The organism is Epilithonimonas hispanica (assembly GCF_003385395.1).
GTDB classification, from domain to species: Bacteria; Bacteroidota; Bacteroidia; order Flavobacteriales; family Weeksellaceae; genus Epilithonimonas; species Epilithonimonas hispanica.
Genome location: NZ_QNUG01000008.1, coordinates 62,427 through 79,080 on the forward strand (window position 1 = coordinate 62,427; position 16,654 = coordinate 79,080).

The following is a 16,654-nucleotide window of genomic DNA, read 5'->3' on the forward strand; positions in this document are numbered from 1 at the left end:
TATGGCTAAAGTAAACGAAATTTCTGTTGAAGAAAAATTAAGAGCTCTTTACGATTTGCAAATCATCGATTCCCGTTTGGATGAGATTCGCAATACAAGAGGCGAGTTGCCGATTGAAGTAGAAGATCTTGAGATAGAAATTGAAGGTCTTGAAAAAAGAGCCCAAAAATTCGAAACTGAAATTGCTGAGCAAAATGCTGAAATCAACAGCAAAAAAGACTTGATTAAACAAGCTCAATCTCTTATTGATAAATATAAAACACAGCAAGATAACGTTAGAAATAACAAAGAATTCGAAGCTTTATCAAAAGAGGTAGAATATCAGGAATTGGAAATTCAGTTAGCTGAAAAAAGAATCAGAGAATTCGGTGGAAAAATCGACCACAAAAAAGAAACTTTGTCTGATTTGAATGCTAAAATCGAGGAGTTGAAAAACCACTTGAACCACAAGAAAAACGAATTGGATAATTTGATTTCTGAAACTCAGAAAGAAGAAGATTATCTATTGGAAAAATCTAAGGAATTTGCAGAAAAAATCGACGATAGATTGTTAGCTTCTTACCAAAGAATCCGTCAAGGTTCATCAACAGGTCTTGCAGTTGTAGGATTGGAAAGAGGTGCACCAAAAGGTTCTTTCTTCACGATTCCACCACAAAAGCAAATGGAAATTGCTCAGAGAAAGAAAATCATTATCGATGAGCATTCTGGAAAAATCTTGGTAGATGACGAGTTGGTAAACGAAGAAACTGCTAAAATGGAAGATATTATCAAGTTCTAATCAGAATTTGATTTTGATAAATAACAAAAGAGACCTGAAAATCAGGTCTCTTTTCAGTTTGAGAAAATAATATAATTACCGGATATTAATAGAACCGGAGCTGCTTTCGTTTTTGGTTATTTTGTTCAAGTCGCCTCTTTTCACAACATTGATATCTCCGCTGGAAGATGCACTTGCTGTCAAACTATTACGAACACCAATTGTAATGTCAGCTGAAGAAGAACTTGTAAGAACCGCGCTGATTGCTGTTAGATTTTCAGCCTTGATATCTCCTGATGAAGAAGCTTGTGCGCTCACATTGTCAACTTTTCCTTTGATATTGATTCCACCTGATGAAGAAGTTTGAAGATTAAGACTTCTAGCCATAATTTCTCCGTTGAAATCTCCACTGCTGGAAGCTTGGATATTCACTTTATCACCATTAATGTTTCCTTTGATATTTCCAGAACTTGAAACTTTTACATCAAGGTCCGAGAATTTGAAATCATCTTTCAAAACAATGCTTCCACTTGAGTTGGCAACTAATCCTTCAAAATCTTTTGCATAAACTTTAATTTTGATTCTGTCGGTTGATATATTCAGTTTACCTTCAGATTGGATTTTTACCTGAACTTTTCTTCCTTCTTGCTTTACAACTACATATTGCATTAGGTCAGAAGGTGCGTAAACAACAATTTTTTCTTCACTGGATTTATAAACTTCTGCGCTCAGAGAAGTCGAAATCTGCAATTCGTCAAAGTCAACCGAATAAGATTTCTCAATCACTTCACCTTTTCCGGAATCTGATAATAGGTGAGAAAACATCACATCATTGGAACCGTTTTTGGTTTGTATGCAAGAAAAATTGGTAACCGATGCCAAAAGAACTAGGGATAAAAGTTTTATTTTCATAAGAATAATTTTTTATAGTTTTGATTTGTTAATTAATATGACAATTGAAAAGTTGTTTTCATTACATCAAAAAATAAAATTTTTCATTTTAATTAATTTTCTAAATTTACATCATTAAAAATAAAACAATTCTTTATGAAAAATATATTATTCGCATTCGTTTTGATTGGTTTGTCTGTTTCCGCATTTGCGCAATCTGGCCCACCGGCTGGTGATGCAAAAGTAGGAGAGTTCTACGGTCAGGATGTTTCTTTAAAAGCCGTTAAAAAAGCCATTTCTACGGATAAACTTAATAAAGAATTGAAAGCAACTCCAAAAATCGCTAAAACTTCCGTGAAAGGAAAAGTGACCGGCGTTTGTCCTAAAAAAGGATGTTGGGTAAGTATTGCAACCGATTCTGGCGAATCTTTTTTCGTTAAGATGAAAGATTACGCATTCTTCGTTCCAACGGCTTTGGAAGGTAAAACTGTTGTGTTGGAAGGCAGTGCAGAAAGCAAAACCACTTCTGTAAAAGAATTACAACATTACGCAGAAGATGCTAAAAAACCACAAGCAGAAATAGATGCTATTACAGAACCGAAAACTGAAACAAGATTTTTGGCAAGCGCTATCAAAGTTGTAGAATAATTTGATTACAATATAATTTATAAGCTCTGGATTTTTCCGGAGCTTTTTTATTTGGGCGTAACCCTTTGTTTTTCCAAAACATTGGTAAGAAAAATCAAAATTAGCCATAGAAAAACAAGCGGGTCGGGCTATCCGCTCATATCTTTTTTGCCCAAGCTTTTCCCAAATCAAAAAAAGGATAACCGCTACTATCCCTTACGCAATGGCAGAAGATTCACACTTTTCTAGAGGTAACTTTTCTCAATTTGAATCAATTAATTTCTTTGCTGAGTTTTACGCCTTTGCGAACCTTGTAATATTCTCAATAATTTCAAAAAATCTTTGCAAACTTTGTGTTTATAAAAGAAATAGAGATATAGATTTTGAAAATAATTATCCTATTCTCATTTGCATAATTCTTTTGAAACCCCATCAATTCTGCTTATATTTACACTCTAAATTTTCAAAAAATGGCAGACTGGAAAACCGTCAAAGAATACGAAGATATTACCTATAAAAAATCAAATGGTGTAGCAAGAATCGCTATCAACAGACCAGAAGTCAGAAACGCTTTCCGACCAAAAACAACCTCAGAATTATACGATGCTTTTTATGACGCTTACGAGGATTCATCAATCGGAGTTGTTTTATTAACAGGCGAAGGGCCAAGTCCAAAAGACGGTGGTCACGCTTTTTGCAGCGGAGGCGACCAAAAAGCTCGCGGACATCAAGGTTACGTTGGCGAAGACGGAAGACATCGTTTGAATATTTTAGAAGTTCAACGTTTGATTCGTTTTATGCCAAAAGCTGTAATTGCTGTAGTTAATGGTTGGGCAGTTGGCGGTGGGCATTCACTTCACGTGGTTTGCGATTTGACTTTGGCGAGTGAAGAACACGCTATTTTTAAACAAACCGATGCAGATGTAACAAGCTTTGACGGAGGTTATGGTTCTGCTTATTTGGCGAAAATGGTTGGTCAGAAAAAAGCCAGAGAAATTTTCTTTTTAGGAAGAAACTATTCAGCAAAGGAAGCTGAAGCAATGGGAATGGTAAACGCCGTAATTCCTCATGCTGAATTAGAAGATACAGCTTACGAATGGGCTCAGGAAATTCTTGCTAAATCTCCAACATCAATCAGAATGCTAAAATTTGCAATGAATTTAACAGACGACGGAATGGTTGGTCAACAGATTTTTGCAGGCGAAGCAACACGTTTGGCTTATATGACAGAAGAAGCAAAAGAAGGTAGAAATGCTTTCTTAGAAAAACGTAAGCCTAACTTTGGTGATGACCAGTGGATTTCTTGATATTTTACATTGTCAAAAGTACAAAGCAAAAGGTATTTATAAACTTCAAACAAAAAAGTACATTGTACGTTGTACATTTTACTTTTCACAAAAAAATAAATGAAACATTGGATACAAGCTGCAAGGCTTAGAACGTTACCACTTTCACTCAGTGGGATTATTATGGGAGCTTTCATTGCAAAATGGAGACTTTCTCAAGAAGGTGGAATTTGGGATTGGAGAATTTTCGTTTTGGCGCTTCTCGTAACATTATTTTATCAAGTCCTTTCCAACTTTGCCAACGATTATGGCGATGGTGTAAAAGGAACAGACAAAAATAGAATTGGAGAAGCAGAAAGTAGAGCAGTAGCTTCAGGGAAAATTACTGCAACTCAAATGAGAAATGCTGTTATTTTGCTTTCTATTTTATCATTTGTAGCAACAGTTGCTTTACTATATGTTGCTTTTTATCCTACAAATATTAGAGAATTCTGGATTTTTATCGGATTAGGAATTGCTTGTATTTTGGCGGCAATTGGATATACAGTTGGGAAAAAACCATACGGATATATGGGATTGGGCGATATTTTTGTCTTTATTTTTTTCGGATTGGTTTCGGTTTGTGGAAGTTATTTTCTGTTTACCAAATCATTTGATTATGATATTTTAATTCCAGCTTCAGCAATTGGAATGTTGAGTATGGCAGTTCTTAATCTGAACAATATGAGAGACATCGTAAATGATGAATTGTCTGGCAAAAAAACTTTAGCACTGAGATTAGGATTTAAGAAGGCGATGGTTTATGAGATTATTTTGTTGCAACTTCCAATCTTGCTGATGCTAGCTTTTTTAATGTACAACGGATTTCAGGAAAAAGGTCTTTATTATCCATTTATCGTGATGATTCTGATATTTCCTTTTATGAAATTACGAAGAACAATTATGAAAATTCAAGAGCCAAAATTGCTTGACCCATTCTTAAAGCAAGTTGGAATCTTAACTTTTATGATGGCTGTTTTGACCGCTGTCGGACTTAATTTTGTTAATTAATAAATCAAATAAAAAATGAAAATAAAATTCTTAGGACAAAACTGTTTTTTGTTCACATACAACGGTATAACAATCCTTTCTGACCCTTTTTACAACTATCAGAAAGCGCAATCCGGTTTTGATATCACGGCTCAGAAAATCGATTATGTTTTGATTACGCACGCGCACGGCGACCACACTGCAGATGTGAAAGAAGTTCTTGAAAATCATCCTGAAGCGACTTTAATTGGTCAGCCTGAGATTTGCGGATACTTTGGACATTCTAATAATATCGATCTCAATTTTGGAGGTTCTGCAAAATTGGAAGGTTTGAAGATTTCTATGGTTCCTGCATTACATACAAGTTCTTTTCCAGACGGTTCTTACGGCGGATTGGCTTCTGGATACATCTTTAGATTTGCAGATGGAAGAAATCTTTATTTGGCCGGAGATACGGGTGTAACAGCAGAAATGAGCTTGTTTCCACAGGTCTTTGGAAAGTTGGATTTGTCAATTCTTCCGGTTGGAAAACATTACACAATGTGTCCTAGAAAGGCAGCTTTCGCAGCATCAGAATTATTGAAAACACCAAAAGTAATCGGATGTCATTTCGATACTTTTCCACCGATTGAAATTAATCACGAAGAGGCTAAAAAGCATTTCTCTGATAAAAACATCGAGTTTTCTTTACCAAAATTAGGAGAGGAGTTCGAATTCTAACAAAAAATTAAGAGATTAAGTCAATTCAAAATCTTGAAGATGACTTAATCTCTTAACCTATAGAAATAAAAAATGGCAAGCTACCTAAATCACACCGCTACAACCGATTACCTTTGCTGCGTTCCCACCCTGGAGGATTCTCAGGAGCTGGTTGTTTAGGACTTGCCGGTGCAAAGATAGGAAAATATTGCAATTTCAAAAACAGAATTAATGAAAAATCCTTTAACTATCGATATAATTGAGGTTAATAAATTGATTGTTAAGGACAAAATTTTTCATTTTTTTAATTAATTAAGTATCAAAATTTAGATTTATGACAAAAAACCCGATAGCTTTTGGCTTTGGTTTGTACGCAATCACTATGTTTTTATTCTTCGTAGTGTATTATTTTTTCGCAGGACCAGATTATTTCAATATATCGATTAATGTTAATGCGTTTGGATTGACTTTCATTTACAGTTTAATGGGGTTTCTTTCTGTTTATTATCTGAGAAAGAATATTGGAGAAATCACTTATCCTCAGGCATTTAAACAGATTTTCGTGACATTATTTGTTGGCGGTTTTCTATCTTTTATGTCGATTTTTTTGTTTCTTAATTATGTTGATACAGATGCCAGAGATATGCTGAATCATCAACATATTGAATCAGAATTGACAAAGTTGGATGAGTCTTACAATAAGCAAATCAAAGAGATAAATCCAAAAGACACGGAAAAAATTAAAAGCTTGAATGATGAGTACAAAAAAATGAGCATCGGTATCAATGGCGCCAAAAAGCAAAATATTAATTATTTTTCATTCAGTTTTTTGTCTGCTATTTTTGGAGGCGTTTTACTATTTTATTTACTTTTGTCCATCGTAATTGCAGGATTTTTGAAAAACAAAAAACGCTACGAATAGTTTGGTATCAATTTTATACGTATCTTTACTAAAATAATACGTGATGACAACAAAATTGACTTTGACTGTGGAAAAATCAGTTATAGAAAAAGCAAAAAAATACGCTAAAGGAACACAGAGAAGCCTTTCTGAGATGGTTCAGAAATATTTGGAATCTTTGGTTGAAGAATCCGATAAAAGTGAACTTTCGCCCAAAATCAAAAAGCTAGCCGGTAGTTTGAAACTTCCTGAAAATTTTGATTATGATAAAGCATTAGATGATTATTATAAAGAAAAATATGATTTATAATGAATTTCTTTATAGATAGCAATCTGATTTTAGACTTCTTATCAGAACGCAAACCATTTGCAGAAAATGCCAATCAGATATTCAATTTGGCTTATAACAAACATATTTTTCTTTATACATCATCACAATCGGTATTAACCTCACATTATATTTTAAAAAAAGCTTTTGCAGAAGAAAAAGTGAGAAAATCTCTGTCAGAAATTCTTGAAATAATAGAGATTATTTCTGTAGATAAAATAATTTTGCAAAAAGGTTTAAAATCAATTCATAAAGATTATGAAGATGCTGTACAGATTTTTTGTGCTCATAAAACAGAAAATTTAACAGGCATTATCACCCGTGATATGAAAGATTTCTCTACCTCAGAAATTTCGGTTTTTGCACCTGACGAAGCAATTATTTACATTAATAAAAAACTTAAAAGTTGAACCATTTGAATTTATCTATTATAGTTCCACTTCTCAACGAAGAAGAATCTCTGGAAGAACTCTTTACCAGAATCGACCAAGTTTGTCGAGACAACAAATTATCTTACGAAGTTTGGTTCATAGATGACGGAAGTACAGATTTGTCTTGGTCTATCATAGAAAATATGAAAATCCAGCATCCGCAGATTCACGGGATTAAATTCTCCAAAAACTATGGAAAATCTCAGGCGCTTCACGCGGCTTTCGAAAAAGTAAATGGCGACGTAATTATTACAATGGATGCTGATTTACAGGATTTCCCAGAAGAGATTCCTGAGCTTTACGAAATGGTAACCACAGGCAATTACGATATTGTTTCCGGTTGGAAAAAGAAGCGTTTCGATAATGTGATGACCAAAAATATTCCTTCAAAACTCTTCAATGCAGCAGCTAGAAAGGTTTCGGGGGTTTCACTTCACGATTTCAATTGTGGTTTGAAAGCTTACAAGAAACAAGTTGTAAAATCTATTGATGTTTACGGTGATATGCACCGTTATATTCCGGTTTTGGCTGCTAATGCAGGTTTCAGAAATATTACGGAAAAACCGGTTCAGCATCAGGCAAGACCTTACGGAACTTCAAAATTTGGAACGGAACGTTTTGTTCGTGGTTTTTTGGATTTGGTGACACTTTGGTTTGTGAGCAGATTTGGTGGAAGACCAATGCATTTCTTTGGTGCAGGAGGAACGCTAATGTTCATTATTGGATTTTTATCTGCAATTTGGCTGGGTGTTTCAAAACTGATTGACGTTTATATTTTCAAAATTTATGGAAATCTGATTGCTGATAATCCTTGGTTTTTCATTGCATTGACGATGATGATTCTGGGAAGTTTATTGTTTGTGGCAGGATTCTTAGGCGAATTGATTATCAGAAGCAATCGCGACCACAAGAATTATCATATTGAGGAAATTATTTAATTATGAGTCATCATTTGCTATTGATTATCCATCTTTTAGGCGCTACGGTTTGGGTTGGCGGACATTTGATTTTAGCGGTAACAATTTTGCCAGAAGTTTTGAAAAAAAAGGATGTGGAAATTCTCCTCGATTTCGAACGAAAGTATGAGAAAATAGGAATTCCAGCTTTGCTTTTGATGGTCATTTCTGGCGTTTGGATGTCTTACAAATTCGGAATTGGATTTTCAAATTGGTTTCATTTTTCGAATCCTATAGAAACTGTAATTTCTCTGAAATTGATTTTACTTCTGATAACTGTACTTTTTGCAATCAGCGCTAATTTTTTTGTGATTCCAAAACTGACTGCTAAAACTTTACCATTAATGGCTTTTCACATTTTATCTGTGACAACAATCGGTGTTTTGATGTTACTATTAGGAAGTTTCGTAAGATACGGCGGACTTTCTTTTTGATTAAAGTCATCTTCTGATTTTCTGAAAATAATTGTAAATTGCTTCGACTAAAAATTACTCAATTGAAACAAATTCTTAATTCCTTTACATATCTCTTTATCTTTTCGATAATTGCTATTTCCTGCGGAAAAGTCTCTCCAAAAGGCGAAATCCAATCCAAAGACATTGAGCTTTCTGAGTTTTCAAAACTCGATTTGAAAGGAAAATTCCGTGTGTTTTATGTTCAAAGTCCACATAACTTTGTGAATGTAGAAACTTACCCTAATTTCTTTGATAATCTTAATATTGAAGTTAAAGATAAAAATCTGTCAATCACAGAGAAAAGGGAAACGGATAAAGTGGATTTCTATAATATTACGATTTATGGAAAAAATCCTTTTGATGTGATTAAAATCGCTGATTCTGTAGAACTTAACATTTCAAGCCAAATGAAAGTTGAAAATTTCGCACTTCATTTAAAAGATAATGCTAAATTTATCGGTTCAGTGATTTCAGAGAAGTCGGAGATAGAAATGATGAACAAAAGCCGGGCTAATCTGTTGGGAAAAACAACTTTAGCTAAGCTTAATATCAAAGATACAGCGAGTATTATTTCGCCATATTGGTATATCAAAGATTTGGAAATCGAGTCTCAGAACGGAAATTATGCAGAACTGAATGTGGATGAAGAAATCAAAGGAAAAATCGGTAATACTTCGAAGTTGGTTTATTATGGAAATCCTTCGAAAAAACTGAAAGTCACTGAAAAAGCGACTTTGGAAAATAAGAAACTGGATTAAGTTAAACATGAAACTCAATATACTTTTTTTTAGTTTAATTTTTTTCATTTCTTGTGAACAGAAAGTGGATTATTACATTGGTGAAAATTCTAGATTTGCAAGTAATCAGTTGTCAGATGCTATTAAAAATAAGCAACAGTTTAATAGTTTGAAACCTCTTATAACTGATGAAGAAACAGCTGTAAAAGTAGCGGAGCCTATTCTTTTTAAGATTTATGGTCAAGAAAAGATTAAAGAGGAACGTCCTTATGAAATAAATAAAGTTAACAATTATTGGATAATTAACGGAACAATGGAAAACTCTGAATTAGGAACTCTAAAATTTGGAGGTACATTCAATATTATAATCGATTCAAATAATGGAGAAGTTATACAAGTAACTCACGGAAAATAAAAATTATTTAAGAAACAAAAAACTATAAAATAATGACAGAATTATCAACATTAGATAAAGCAAAACTTTGGCTTCTTGATGCTTTCGACCTTGAAACCAAGACAGCTGTTCAAGCCCTCATTGATTCAAATTCGCCAGATTTGGAAGATTCTTTTTACAGAGAATTAGAATTCGGAACAGGCGGAATGCGTGGCGTAATGGGCGTTGGAACCAATCGTCTTAACAAATACACATTAGGACAAGCTACTCAAGGTTTGGCAAATTATCTTCATCAATCTTTTCCAAATGAAGAAATCAAAGTAGCAATTGCTTATGACGTTCGTAACAATTCGAAAGAGTTCGGGAAAATCGTTGCTGATGTTTTGACAGCGAACGGAATCAAAGTTCTGTTGTTCAAAGAACACCGTCCAACTCCGGAATTATCTTTCACCGTTCGTGATAAAAAATGTAACGCAGGAATCGTTTTGACGGCTTCTCACAATCCACCAGAATATAACGGTTACAAAGTATATTGGAATGACGGTGCACAAATTGTACCTCCTAATGATGAAAATATCATCAGAGAAGTTTATGCGACTAAGTTTGAAGATATCAAATTTAATGGAAATGATGATCTAATCGAATGGGTTGGCGAAGACCAAGATGATGTTTACATCGATGCTTGTATGGAAAATTCTCTTTACCAAAATGTTGGAAGAGATAATCTAAACATCGTTTTCACATCTATCCACGGAACAACTTATACAACTGTTCCAAAAGCATTGAAAAAAGCAGGATTTACAAAATTAGATTTGGTTCAGGAGCAAATGATTCCAAGTGGAAATTTCCCAACGGTAGCTTCTCCGAATCCGGAAGAACCTGCAGCGCTTTCTATGGCAATGGATTTGGCTAGAATTACCAATGCTGATATCGTTATCGGAACAGACCCAGACGGCGATAGATTAGGAATTGCAGTTAGAAATCTTGAAGGCGAAATCCAATTGTTGAATGGAAATCAATGTAATACAATCCTGACTTATTATATCCTCGACCAATGGAAAAAAGCTGGAAAAATCACAGGAAAAGAATTCATTGGCTCTACGATTGTGACTTCTGATGTTTTCTTTGATGTTGCTGAGAAATTCGGAGTAGATTGCAAAGTTGGACTGACTGGATTCAAATGGATTGGAAAAATGATTCGTGATTTTGAAGGTCAGGAAAAATTCATTTGTGGCGGTGAAGAAAGTTTCGGTTTTATGACCGGAGATTTCGTTCGTGACAAAGATTCTTGTGGTTCAATCTTGACTGCTTGTGAAATCGCTGCATGGTGTAAAGCCAATGGAACAACCATGTATGAATACATGATTGATATCTATAAAGAAGTTGGATTGTATTATGAAGGTTTGATTAATGTTGTAAGAAAAGGTAGAACAGGAGCGGAAGAAATCACGCAGATGATGAGCGATTTCAGAAGTAATCCGCCGAAAGAAATTGCTGGTTCTCCTGTAGAAGAAATAAAGGATTTCGAAGAGCAGACTTGTTTCGTTGTTTCTAAGAACGAGAAAAAAGTAATGGACGATATTCCAAAGTCTAACGTATTGATTTTCTATACTCAAGACGGAACCAAGGTTTGTGTTCGTCCTTCAGGAACCGAACCAAAAATCAAATTCTATGTTTCTGTAAAAGACAGCATCTCTTCCAAAGAAGATTTTGTTGCCAAACTTCCTAAGCTTGAAGAGAAAATCGCTAAGGTAAAACAGGATTTAAATCTGTAATTGAAAATTTTTATTAGAATAGAAATATAATCTAAAATATTTTTAATATAAAGTTCTCAATTACTGATTTAATTTAGTTTTGAGAACTTTTTTGTTATGTAATTTGATTTACTCAGTTGCATTTAAGACTTTTGTAAATCATAAAAAATAAAAATCCGAATTAAGTTTCGGAAAAACATCAAAAAATAAATAAGTGAAAGTATCAAAACTCGCATCAAACCTGATTGGTTCAGAAATCATAAAAATCGGAAATGAAGTTAACGATTTGAAAGCCAAAGGTGCACAAATCTCAAATCTTACAATCGGCGACCTTAATTCTAATATCTATCCAATTCCATCGGAGTTGAAACAAGGAATTGAGAAAGCCTATAAGAATAATCTTACAAACTATCCGCCTGCAAATGGTGTTCAATCTTTAAGAACTTCGGTAAGCAATGACTTGAAAAAACGTTGGAATCTGGATTACTCAGCTAATGATATCCTGATTACAGCAGGTTCAAGACCTTTAATTTACGCAGTTTTCAAAACAATTGTGGACGAAGGCGATAAAGTGATTTATCCGATTCCTTCTTGGAATAACAATCATTACGCTTATTTAACCAATGCAAATGCGGTTGAAGTTCAGACTCAGGAATCTAATAATTTCTTACCAACAGCGGAAGATTTAAGACCACATTTAGAAGGCGCAGTATTACTTTGCCTTTGTTCTCCACTCAATCCAACCGGAACAATGTTCACAAAAGAGCAATTGTCCGATATTTGCGAATTGGTTTTAGAAGAAAATAAAAGAAGAGGAGCAGACGAAAAACCGCTTTATTTGATGTATGACCAAATCTACGCAATGTTGACTTTCGGTTCAGACCATTACAATCCGGTAAATCTTTTCCCAGAAATGAAAGATTACACGATTTACGTTGACGGAACATCTAAATGTTTCGCAGCGACCGGAGTTAGAGTTGGTTGGGGATTTGGACCAAGTTTGGTGATTGATAAGATGAAAGCTCTTTTGACACACGTAGGAGCTTGGGCGCCAAAACCGGAACAGGAAGCTGTTGCTGAGTTTTTAGCTGATGATTCTGCAGTGGATACATTCTTAGACGATTACAAACAAAAACTGAATACAAGCCTGAAAGAACTTCACGCAGGAATCCAAGATTTGAAGTCGAAAGGTTTTGCTGTGGAAAGTATTTCGCCAATGGGAGCGCTTTATTTGACAATCAAATTGGATTATCTTGGAAAAACTACACCAGATGGGAAAACAATAGAAAACTCTAGCGATTTGGTTTTCTATCTGATTAATAATGCAGGAATGGCTTTGGTTCCGTTCTCAGCATTTGGAAACGATAAGTCAGTGCCTTGGTTCAGAGCTTCTGTTGGAGGTTGTTCTTTGGATGATATTAAAGATTGTCTTCCAAAGTTAGAACAAGCTTTAGAAAATTTGAAATAAATAGAAAAAATTCGTTTTGTGTTTGGAAAAAATTCTATCTTTGTGTAAAGATTATAGAGATGGAAAATTATAAACCAAAAGAAAATCCGAAAAAATCAAAAGTAGAAGAACCAATTGCAACTTATGGAGCAAGACCTTCTATCTTTAATCGGTTTTCTATCCAAGACGATTATAAACTTTTGAAAAAAGCAAGAGAAGGTTTGAAAACAGATGTTTTCTATTCCCTTGCAGATGCTATAAAGATGCCAGAGAAAACTTTGGCATCTGTCATCAATCTTTCGCCAAGAACTATTAGCAATTATAGAGATCAGGAAAAAGATTTGGATCCAATTTACAGTGAGCACCTCTTAAAACTAATCAATCTTTACAGTTTTGGAAAAGAGATTTTTGGAAATCTGGACGAGTTTACACTTTGGATGAACCGTCCTTTTTGGAATTCTGAGGATAAGCCAATCGATTTTATTTCTACTTCTGGTGGTGTAGATTTGATTTATGAGGAAATTGAGAAATTAGCACAAGGTTATCCGGTATAACAATGTTGGTTTACAGAATTGTTCATAAAAAATACACCGATTCTCTTTTTGCAAGTGGGCTGGAAGGAAGATGGAACTCCGAAGGAAAAAAAGTTCTTTACACAGCTGATAGCATTTCTTTGGCTTATCTGGAAACTCTAGCACATAGAAAGGGATTGGGATTTAATAAAGACTTTAGAATAATGGTCATCAAGATTCCTAATAATGCAGAATTTCAAATTGTTGAGACTTCAGAATTATCTAAAAATTGGAGAGACTTTCGGAATTATTCCGATTGTCAAAAGATTGGAAATGCTTGGTTTGATGCTGATGAAAAGCTTTGTCTGAAAGTTCCTTCTGCGGTAGTTCCGGAGAATTGGAATATCGTAATCAATACATTTCATAAAGATTTTAAAAAAGTAAAATTAATTGACGTTCTCAATTTTGAACCTGATGACAGATTGGAACAAATCGTAAAACAATACAAATAATGAAACCTAAAGGTTCGTGAATTCCTTAAAAAAAATAACAAAAATCTATGAACAAAATCATCGCAGTTATTCCTGCTCGTTATAATTCTACAAGATTTCCGGGTAAAATGATGGAGATTTTGGGGAACAGAACTATTATCACAACTACTTATCAGAATGTTGTGGAAACAGGTTTGTTTGATGAAGTGTTTGTTGCTACAGATTCCGAATTGATTTTTGATGAAATTTCAAAAAACGGAGGAAAAGCTGTAATGACGGGCGAACACGAAACGGGAAGCGATAGAATTGCAGAAGCTGTTCAAAACATCGATTGTGATATCGTCATCAATGTTCAAGGCGATGAACCTTTTCTCAAAAAAGAACCTTTGAAACAATTAATTAACGTTTTTACTAAAGACGATAAAAAAGAAGTTTCTTTAGCTTCATTGAAAATTCAATTAAAAGAATCGGAGGAAATCCAGAATCCAAATAACGTAAAAGTCGTTACAGATAATAATGGATTTGCATTGTATTTCAGTCGTTCTGTAATTCCTTTTCACCGAGAATTATCTTATAATGTCAACTATTATAAACATATTGGCGTTTATGCTTTCCGAAAAGAAGCTTTGATTAAATTTTCTTCTTTGGAAATGACACCAATGGAAATTTCTGAAAAATTAGAGCAATTGCGCTATTTGGAAAACGGAATGAAAATTAAAATGGTAGAAACGGATTTTGTTGGAATTGGGATTGATACTCCGGAAGATTTGGAGAAAGCCAAACTACTGATATAATGATTAATGTCGTTTTTAGTTAGATTTAATATCTCTAAAAATTTCAAAACTTAATAAAAATCCTATCTTTGAAATCCTAAAATTTTTGAATGAACAGAATAATTGTCCTTTTTGCTATTATATTTTCACAAATTATTTTTGCACAAACCGCAAAGGAAATCATCGATAGAAATATCGAAAGTTCGGGAGGTCTTACCCAATGGAAACTTCTGAATACAGTACAAATACAAGGACGAGTAACGCTTGGCGTGAATGATTCTTATCTAATGAAAATCTATCAGCAACGCCCCAATCTTACTAAAACAGCCATCCTTTTAGCTGGAAAAGAAACGCCTGTTGAAGGTTTTGATGGGAAGAATGGTTATGCGATGAATTACGCTCAGAACAAGCTTACGCAATATAATGACTATGTTCCTGAAAACTTTGATAATGATTTTATCGATTACGAAAGTAAAGGTTTTGAAGCTGAACTTCTAGGAAAAGAAAAAATCGGAGAACAAGTTTATTTCAAAGTAGAATTGACAAAAAACGTTAATAAAACTATCTATTATTTTGATGTCAAAAATTATTCGCTGTATCGTGAAATCAAGAAAGATGAAACGTTGACTTATTCTGATTACAGAAAAGTAGGAAACTTATTAATGCCTTACAGAATCGAGTCGTCTTCGCCTAAAAAAGACAGCGATTATGTAATGATGATTAATAAAATCGAAATCAATAAAGAATTACCAAAGAATACTTTTAAATTCTAAATTTCTCATCAATGGAATTCGAGGAAATCCGCGAATATTGTCTATCCAAAAAAGCTGTAACGGAAGGTTTTCCTTTTGATAATGAAACTTTGGTTTTCAAGGTTGGAGGAAAGATATTTTTGTTTCTGCCTTTGGAAAGTTCTCAACCAACATTTTCTGTAAAAACCGACCCAGCTTGGAGCGAGGAACTCAGAGAAAAATACTTCCAGATTGCTGGCGCATTTCACTTAAATAAAAACCATTGGAATTCAGTTCTTTGTGAAGGTCTTAAAAAAGAATTGATTGTGAAATTGATTGATCATTCTTACGATTTGGTTTTCAACTCTTTGACAAAAAAATTGCAAGCGGAAATTAACAATTCTTAAAACTGAAATTCCTCAGTCAATTTTTTATCTAAATCCAATTTTTCAATCAATTTTTCCAAACCTTCGAATTTAATTTCATCGTGAAGAAAATCTCTGAATTTAATAGTGATTTCTTTATCATAAATGTCCTGATCAAAATCCAAAATATACACTTCTGTATGTAAAGATTCATTTTTGTCGTCAATTGTTGGATTGGTTCCAATGCTTAACATACCTTTGTAGAAATGTCCATCAATCCAAACTTCAACAATATAAGCCCCTTTTTTTGGAAGAAGTTTATTAATCGGAACTTCGATATTCGCTGTTGGATAACCAATTGTCCTGCCCAATTTTTTTCCGTGAATCACTTTTCCAGTCAAAGGATAACTGTAACCCAACATTTCATTCGCATCTTTGATTCTACCTTCTGTCAAAGCAATTCTAATTTTTGTAGAACTGATTTCGAGATCGTTGGTTTGAACCGCTTCTAACTGATTGACTTCAAAACCTAATTCATCAGAAAGAGATTTTAATAGTTCAAAATTTCCGCTTTTATTCTTACCGAATGTATGATCATGACCTATTATAATATGTTTAACATTCAGTTTGTTAACCAAAACTTGTTCACAAAATTCAGTTCCTGTAAGATTTCTAAATTCATCATCAAAAGTCTTAAGAAAAATATTCTTGATTCCGCTTTTTTCAAGAAGTTCTAATTTTTCTTCTAATGTGTTAAGCATTTTGACATCATCATCAGGATTGAGAAACTTTCTGGGATGTGGCCAAAAACTTAAGATAGCAGATTCAAGGTTTTCTTTTTCTGCGATTTCATTTAATTTATTGATGATAGATAAATGCCCAAGATGAACACCATCGAACATTCCTAATGATAATGCTAATGGTGCTTTACTTTGATAATCTGTAAGATCTCTGATGATTTTCAAACTCTGAAATTTTGCTTTTGCAAAAGTATCTTTTTTCAGACAAATATTAAATTGTTTAAACAATAAATAATTTAATATTTTTTTTAAAAATTAAAAACCATTAATCCATTTTATTTATAATTCAT

The 16,654-nt window shown here is 33.7% G+C and carries 21 protein-coding genes and 1 other RNA gene; 19 read left to right on the forward strand and 3 right to left on the reverse strand.

The features are described from left to right. Position 1 precedes the first annotated feature (1 nt). Entirely contained in the window at positions 2–778 is a 777-nt protein-coding gene (locus DRF58_RS05045) for a zinc ribbon domain-containing protein (RefSeq protein WP_116033534.1), read from the forward strand. A gap of 75 nt (positions 779–853) precedes the next feature. Here DRF58_RS05045 and DRF58_RS05050 read toward each other — a convergent pair whose 3' ends face one another. Then, positions 854–1,669: a head GIN domain-containing protein gene (locus DRF58_RS05050; RefSeq protein WP_116033536.1), complete on the reverse strand. Its 816-nt coding sequence runs from the start codon at positions 1,667–1,669 to the stop codon at positions 854–856. 135 nt (positions 1,670–1,804) lie between these two features. Here DRF58_RS05050 and DRF58_RS05055 point away from each other — a divergent pair, with 135 nt between their 5' ends. The 4 genes from DRF58_RS05055 to DRF58_RS05070 all read left to right on the forward strand — a co-directional run bounded on the left by DRF58_RS05055 (position 1,805) and on the right by DRF58_RS05070 (position 5,310). Continuing rightward, on the forward strand, positions 1,805–2,296 hold the full coding sequence (locus DRF58_RS05055) for a DUF4920 domain-containing protein (RefSeq protein ID WP_116033537.1): 492 nt from the start codon (positions 1,805–1,807) through the stop codon (positions 2,294–2,296). A gap of 449 nt (positions 2,297–2,745) precedes the next feature. Further along, positions 2,746–3,582, forward strand: a complete 837-nt coding sequence (locus tag DRF58_RS05060; RefSeq protein ID WP_116033539.1) for a 1,4-dihydroxy-2-naphthoyl-CoA synthase — start codon at positions 2,746–2,748, stop codon at positions 3,580–3,582. 99 nt (positions 3,583–3,681) lie between these two features. Further along, positions 3,682–4,611: a 1,4-dihydroxy-2-naphthoate octaprenyltransferase gene (menA, locus tag DRF58_RS05065; RefSeq protein ID WP_116033541.1), complete on the forward strand. Its 930-nt coding sequence runs from the start codon at positions 3,682–3,684 to the stop codon at positions 4,609–4,611. A gap of 15 nt (positions 4,612–4,626) precedes the next feature. Continuing rightward, complete coding sequence (locus DRF58_RS05070; protein WP_116033542.1) at positions 4,627–5,310, forward strand: metal-dependent hydrolase; 684 nt, start codon at positions 4,627–4,629, stop codon at positions 5,308–5,310. 70 nt (positions 5,311–5,380) lie between these two features. On the opposite strand, the gene ffs is transcribed toward DRF58_RS05070, so the two are convergent. Next, positions 5,381–5,478, reverse strand: an RNA gene (gene ffs / locus DRF58_RS05075) — signal recognition particle sRNA small type. Between the two features lie 145 nt (positions 5,479–5,623). On the opposite strand from ffs, the gene DRF58_RS05080 reads away from it, so the two are divergent. From DRF58_RS05080 to DRF58_RS05145, 14 genes are all read left to right on the forward strand, one after another. Next, the gene (locus tag DRF58_RS05080; RefSeq protein WP_116033544.1) at positions 5,624–6,211 is read left to right on the forward strand and encodes a DUF4199 domain-containing protein; all 588 of its coding nucleotides are present in this window, start codon (positions 5,624–5,626) and stop codon (positions 6,209–6,211) included. A 43-nt stretch (positions 6,212–6,254) separates the two neighbouring features. Next, entirely contained in the window at positions 6,255–6,500 is a 246-nt protein-coding gene (locus tag DRF58_RS05085) for a DUF6364 family protein (protein WP_116033545.1), read from the forward strand. Further along, a complete protein-coding gene (locus tag DRF58_RS05090) occupies positions 6,500–6,928 on the forward strand; it encodes a type II toxin-antitoxin system VapC family toxin (protein ID WP_116033547.1) in 429 nt (142 codons plus the stop codon). Before DRF58_RS05085 ends, DRF58_RS05090 begins: the two co-directional genes overlap by 1 nt. Before the next feature lie 5 nt (positions 6,929–6,933). After that, positions 6,934–7,887 carry a glycosyltransferase family 2 protein gene (locus tag DRF58_RS05095; protein WP_116033628.1) on the forward strand — a complete coding sequence of 318 codons (954 nt, stop codon included), beginning with the start codon at positions 6,934–6,936 and terminating at the stop codon, positions 7,885–7,887. A gap of 2 nt (positions 7,888–7,889) precedes the next feature. After that, positions 7,890–8,339 carry a copper resistance protein CopD gene (locus DRF58_RS05100; RefSeq protein WP_185144530.1) on the forward strand — a complete coding sequence of 150 codons (450 nt, stop codon included), beginning with the start codon at positions 7,890–7,892 and terminating at the stop codon, positions 8,337–8,339. A 62-nt stretch (positions 8,340–8,401) separates the two neighbouring features. Beyond that, positions 8,402–9,118, forward strand: coding sequence for a GIN domain-containing protein (locus tag DRF58_RS05105; protein WP_379883814.1), 717 nt, complete (start codon positions 8,402–8,404; stop codon positions 9,116–9,118). Between the two features lie 64 nt (positions 9,119–9,182). Next, positions 9,183–9,512, forward strand: a complete 330-nt coding sequence (locus DRF58_RS05110) for a YbbC/YhhH family protein (RefSeq protein ID WP_206605215.1) — start codon at positions 9,183–9,185, stop codon at positions 9,510–9,512. Positions 9,513–9,544: 32 nt separating this feature from the next. Then, the gene (locus DRF58_RS05115) at positions 9,545–11,266 is read left to right on the forward strand and encodes a phospho-sugar mutase (RefSeq protein WP_116033558.1); all 1,722 of its coding nucleotides are present in this window, start codon (positions 9,545–9,547) and stop codon (positions 11,264–11,266) included. Between the two features lie 193 nt (positions 11,267–11,459). Further along, positions 11,460–12,713, forward strand: a complete 1,254-nt coding sequence (locus tag DRF58_RS05120; RefSeq protein WP_116033560.1) for a pyridoxal phosphate-dependent aminotransferase — start codon at positions 11,460–11,462, stop codon at positions 12,711–12,713. A 59-nt stretch (positions 12,714–12,772) separates the two neighbouring features. After that, positions 12,773–13,246, forward strand: a complete 474-nt coding sequence (locus DRF58_RS05125; RefSeq protein WP_116033562.1) for an antitoxin Xre-like helix-turn-helix domain-containing protein — start codon at positions 12,773–12,775, stop codon at positions 13,244–13,246. Between the two features lie 2 nt (positions 13,247–13,248). Next, positions 13,249–13,716 carry an RES family NAD+ phosphorylase gene (locus DRF58_RS05130; RefSeq protein WP_116033564.1) on the forward strand — a complete coding sequence of 156 codons (468 nt, stop codon included), beginning with the start codon at positions 13,249–13,251 and terminating at the stop codon, positions 13,714–13,716. Between the two features lie 47 nt (positions 13,717–13,763). After that, a complete protein-coding gene (gene kdsB / locus DRF58_RS05135) occupies positions 13,764–14,489 on the forward strand; it encodes a 3-deoxy-manno-octulosonate cytidylyltransferase (protein ID WP_116033565.1) in 726 nt (241 codons plus the stop codon). Positions 14,490–14,578: 89 nt separating this feature from the next. After that, positions 14,579–15,241 (forward strand): histidine kinase, encoded by a 663-nt coding sequence (locus tag DRF58_RS05140; protein ID WP_116033567.1) that lies wholly within the window; start codon positions 14,579–14,581, stop codon positions 15,239–15,241. A gap of 11 nt (positions 15,242–15,252) precedes the next feature. Beyond that, positions 15,253–15,606 (forward strand): MmcQ/YjbR family DNA-binding protein, encoded by a 354-nt coding sequence (locus tag DRF58_RS05145; protein WP_116033569.1) that lies wholly within the window; start codon positions 15,253–15,255, stop codon positions 15,604–15,606. Here DRF58_RS05145 and DRF58_RS05150 read toward each other — a convergent pair. Then, entirely contained in the window at positions 15,603–16,529 is a 927-nt protein-coding gene (locus DRF58_RS05150; RefSeq protein ID WP_116033632.1) for a bifunctional riboflavin kinase/FAD synthetase, read from the reverse strand. The two genes, DRF58_RS05145 and DRF58_RS05150, sit on opposite strands and share 4 nt — an antisense overlap. Positions 16,530–16,654 lie beyond the last annotated feature (125 nt).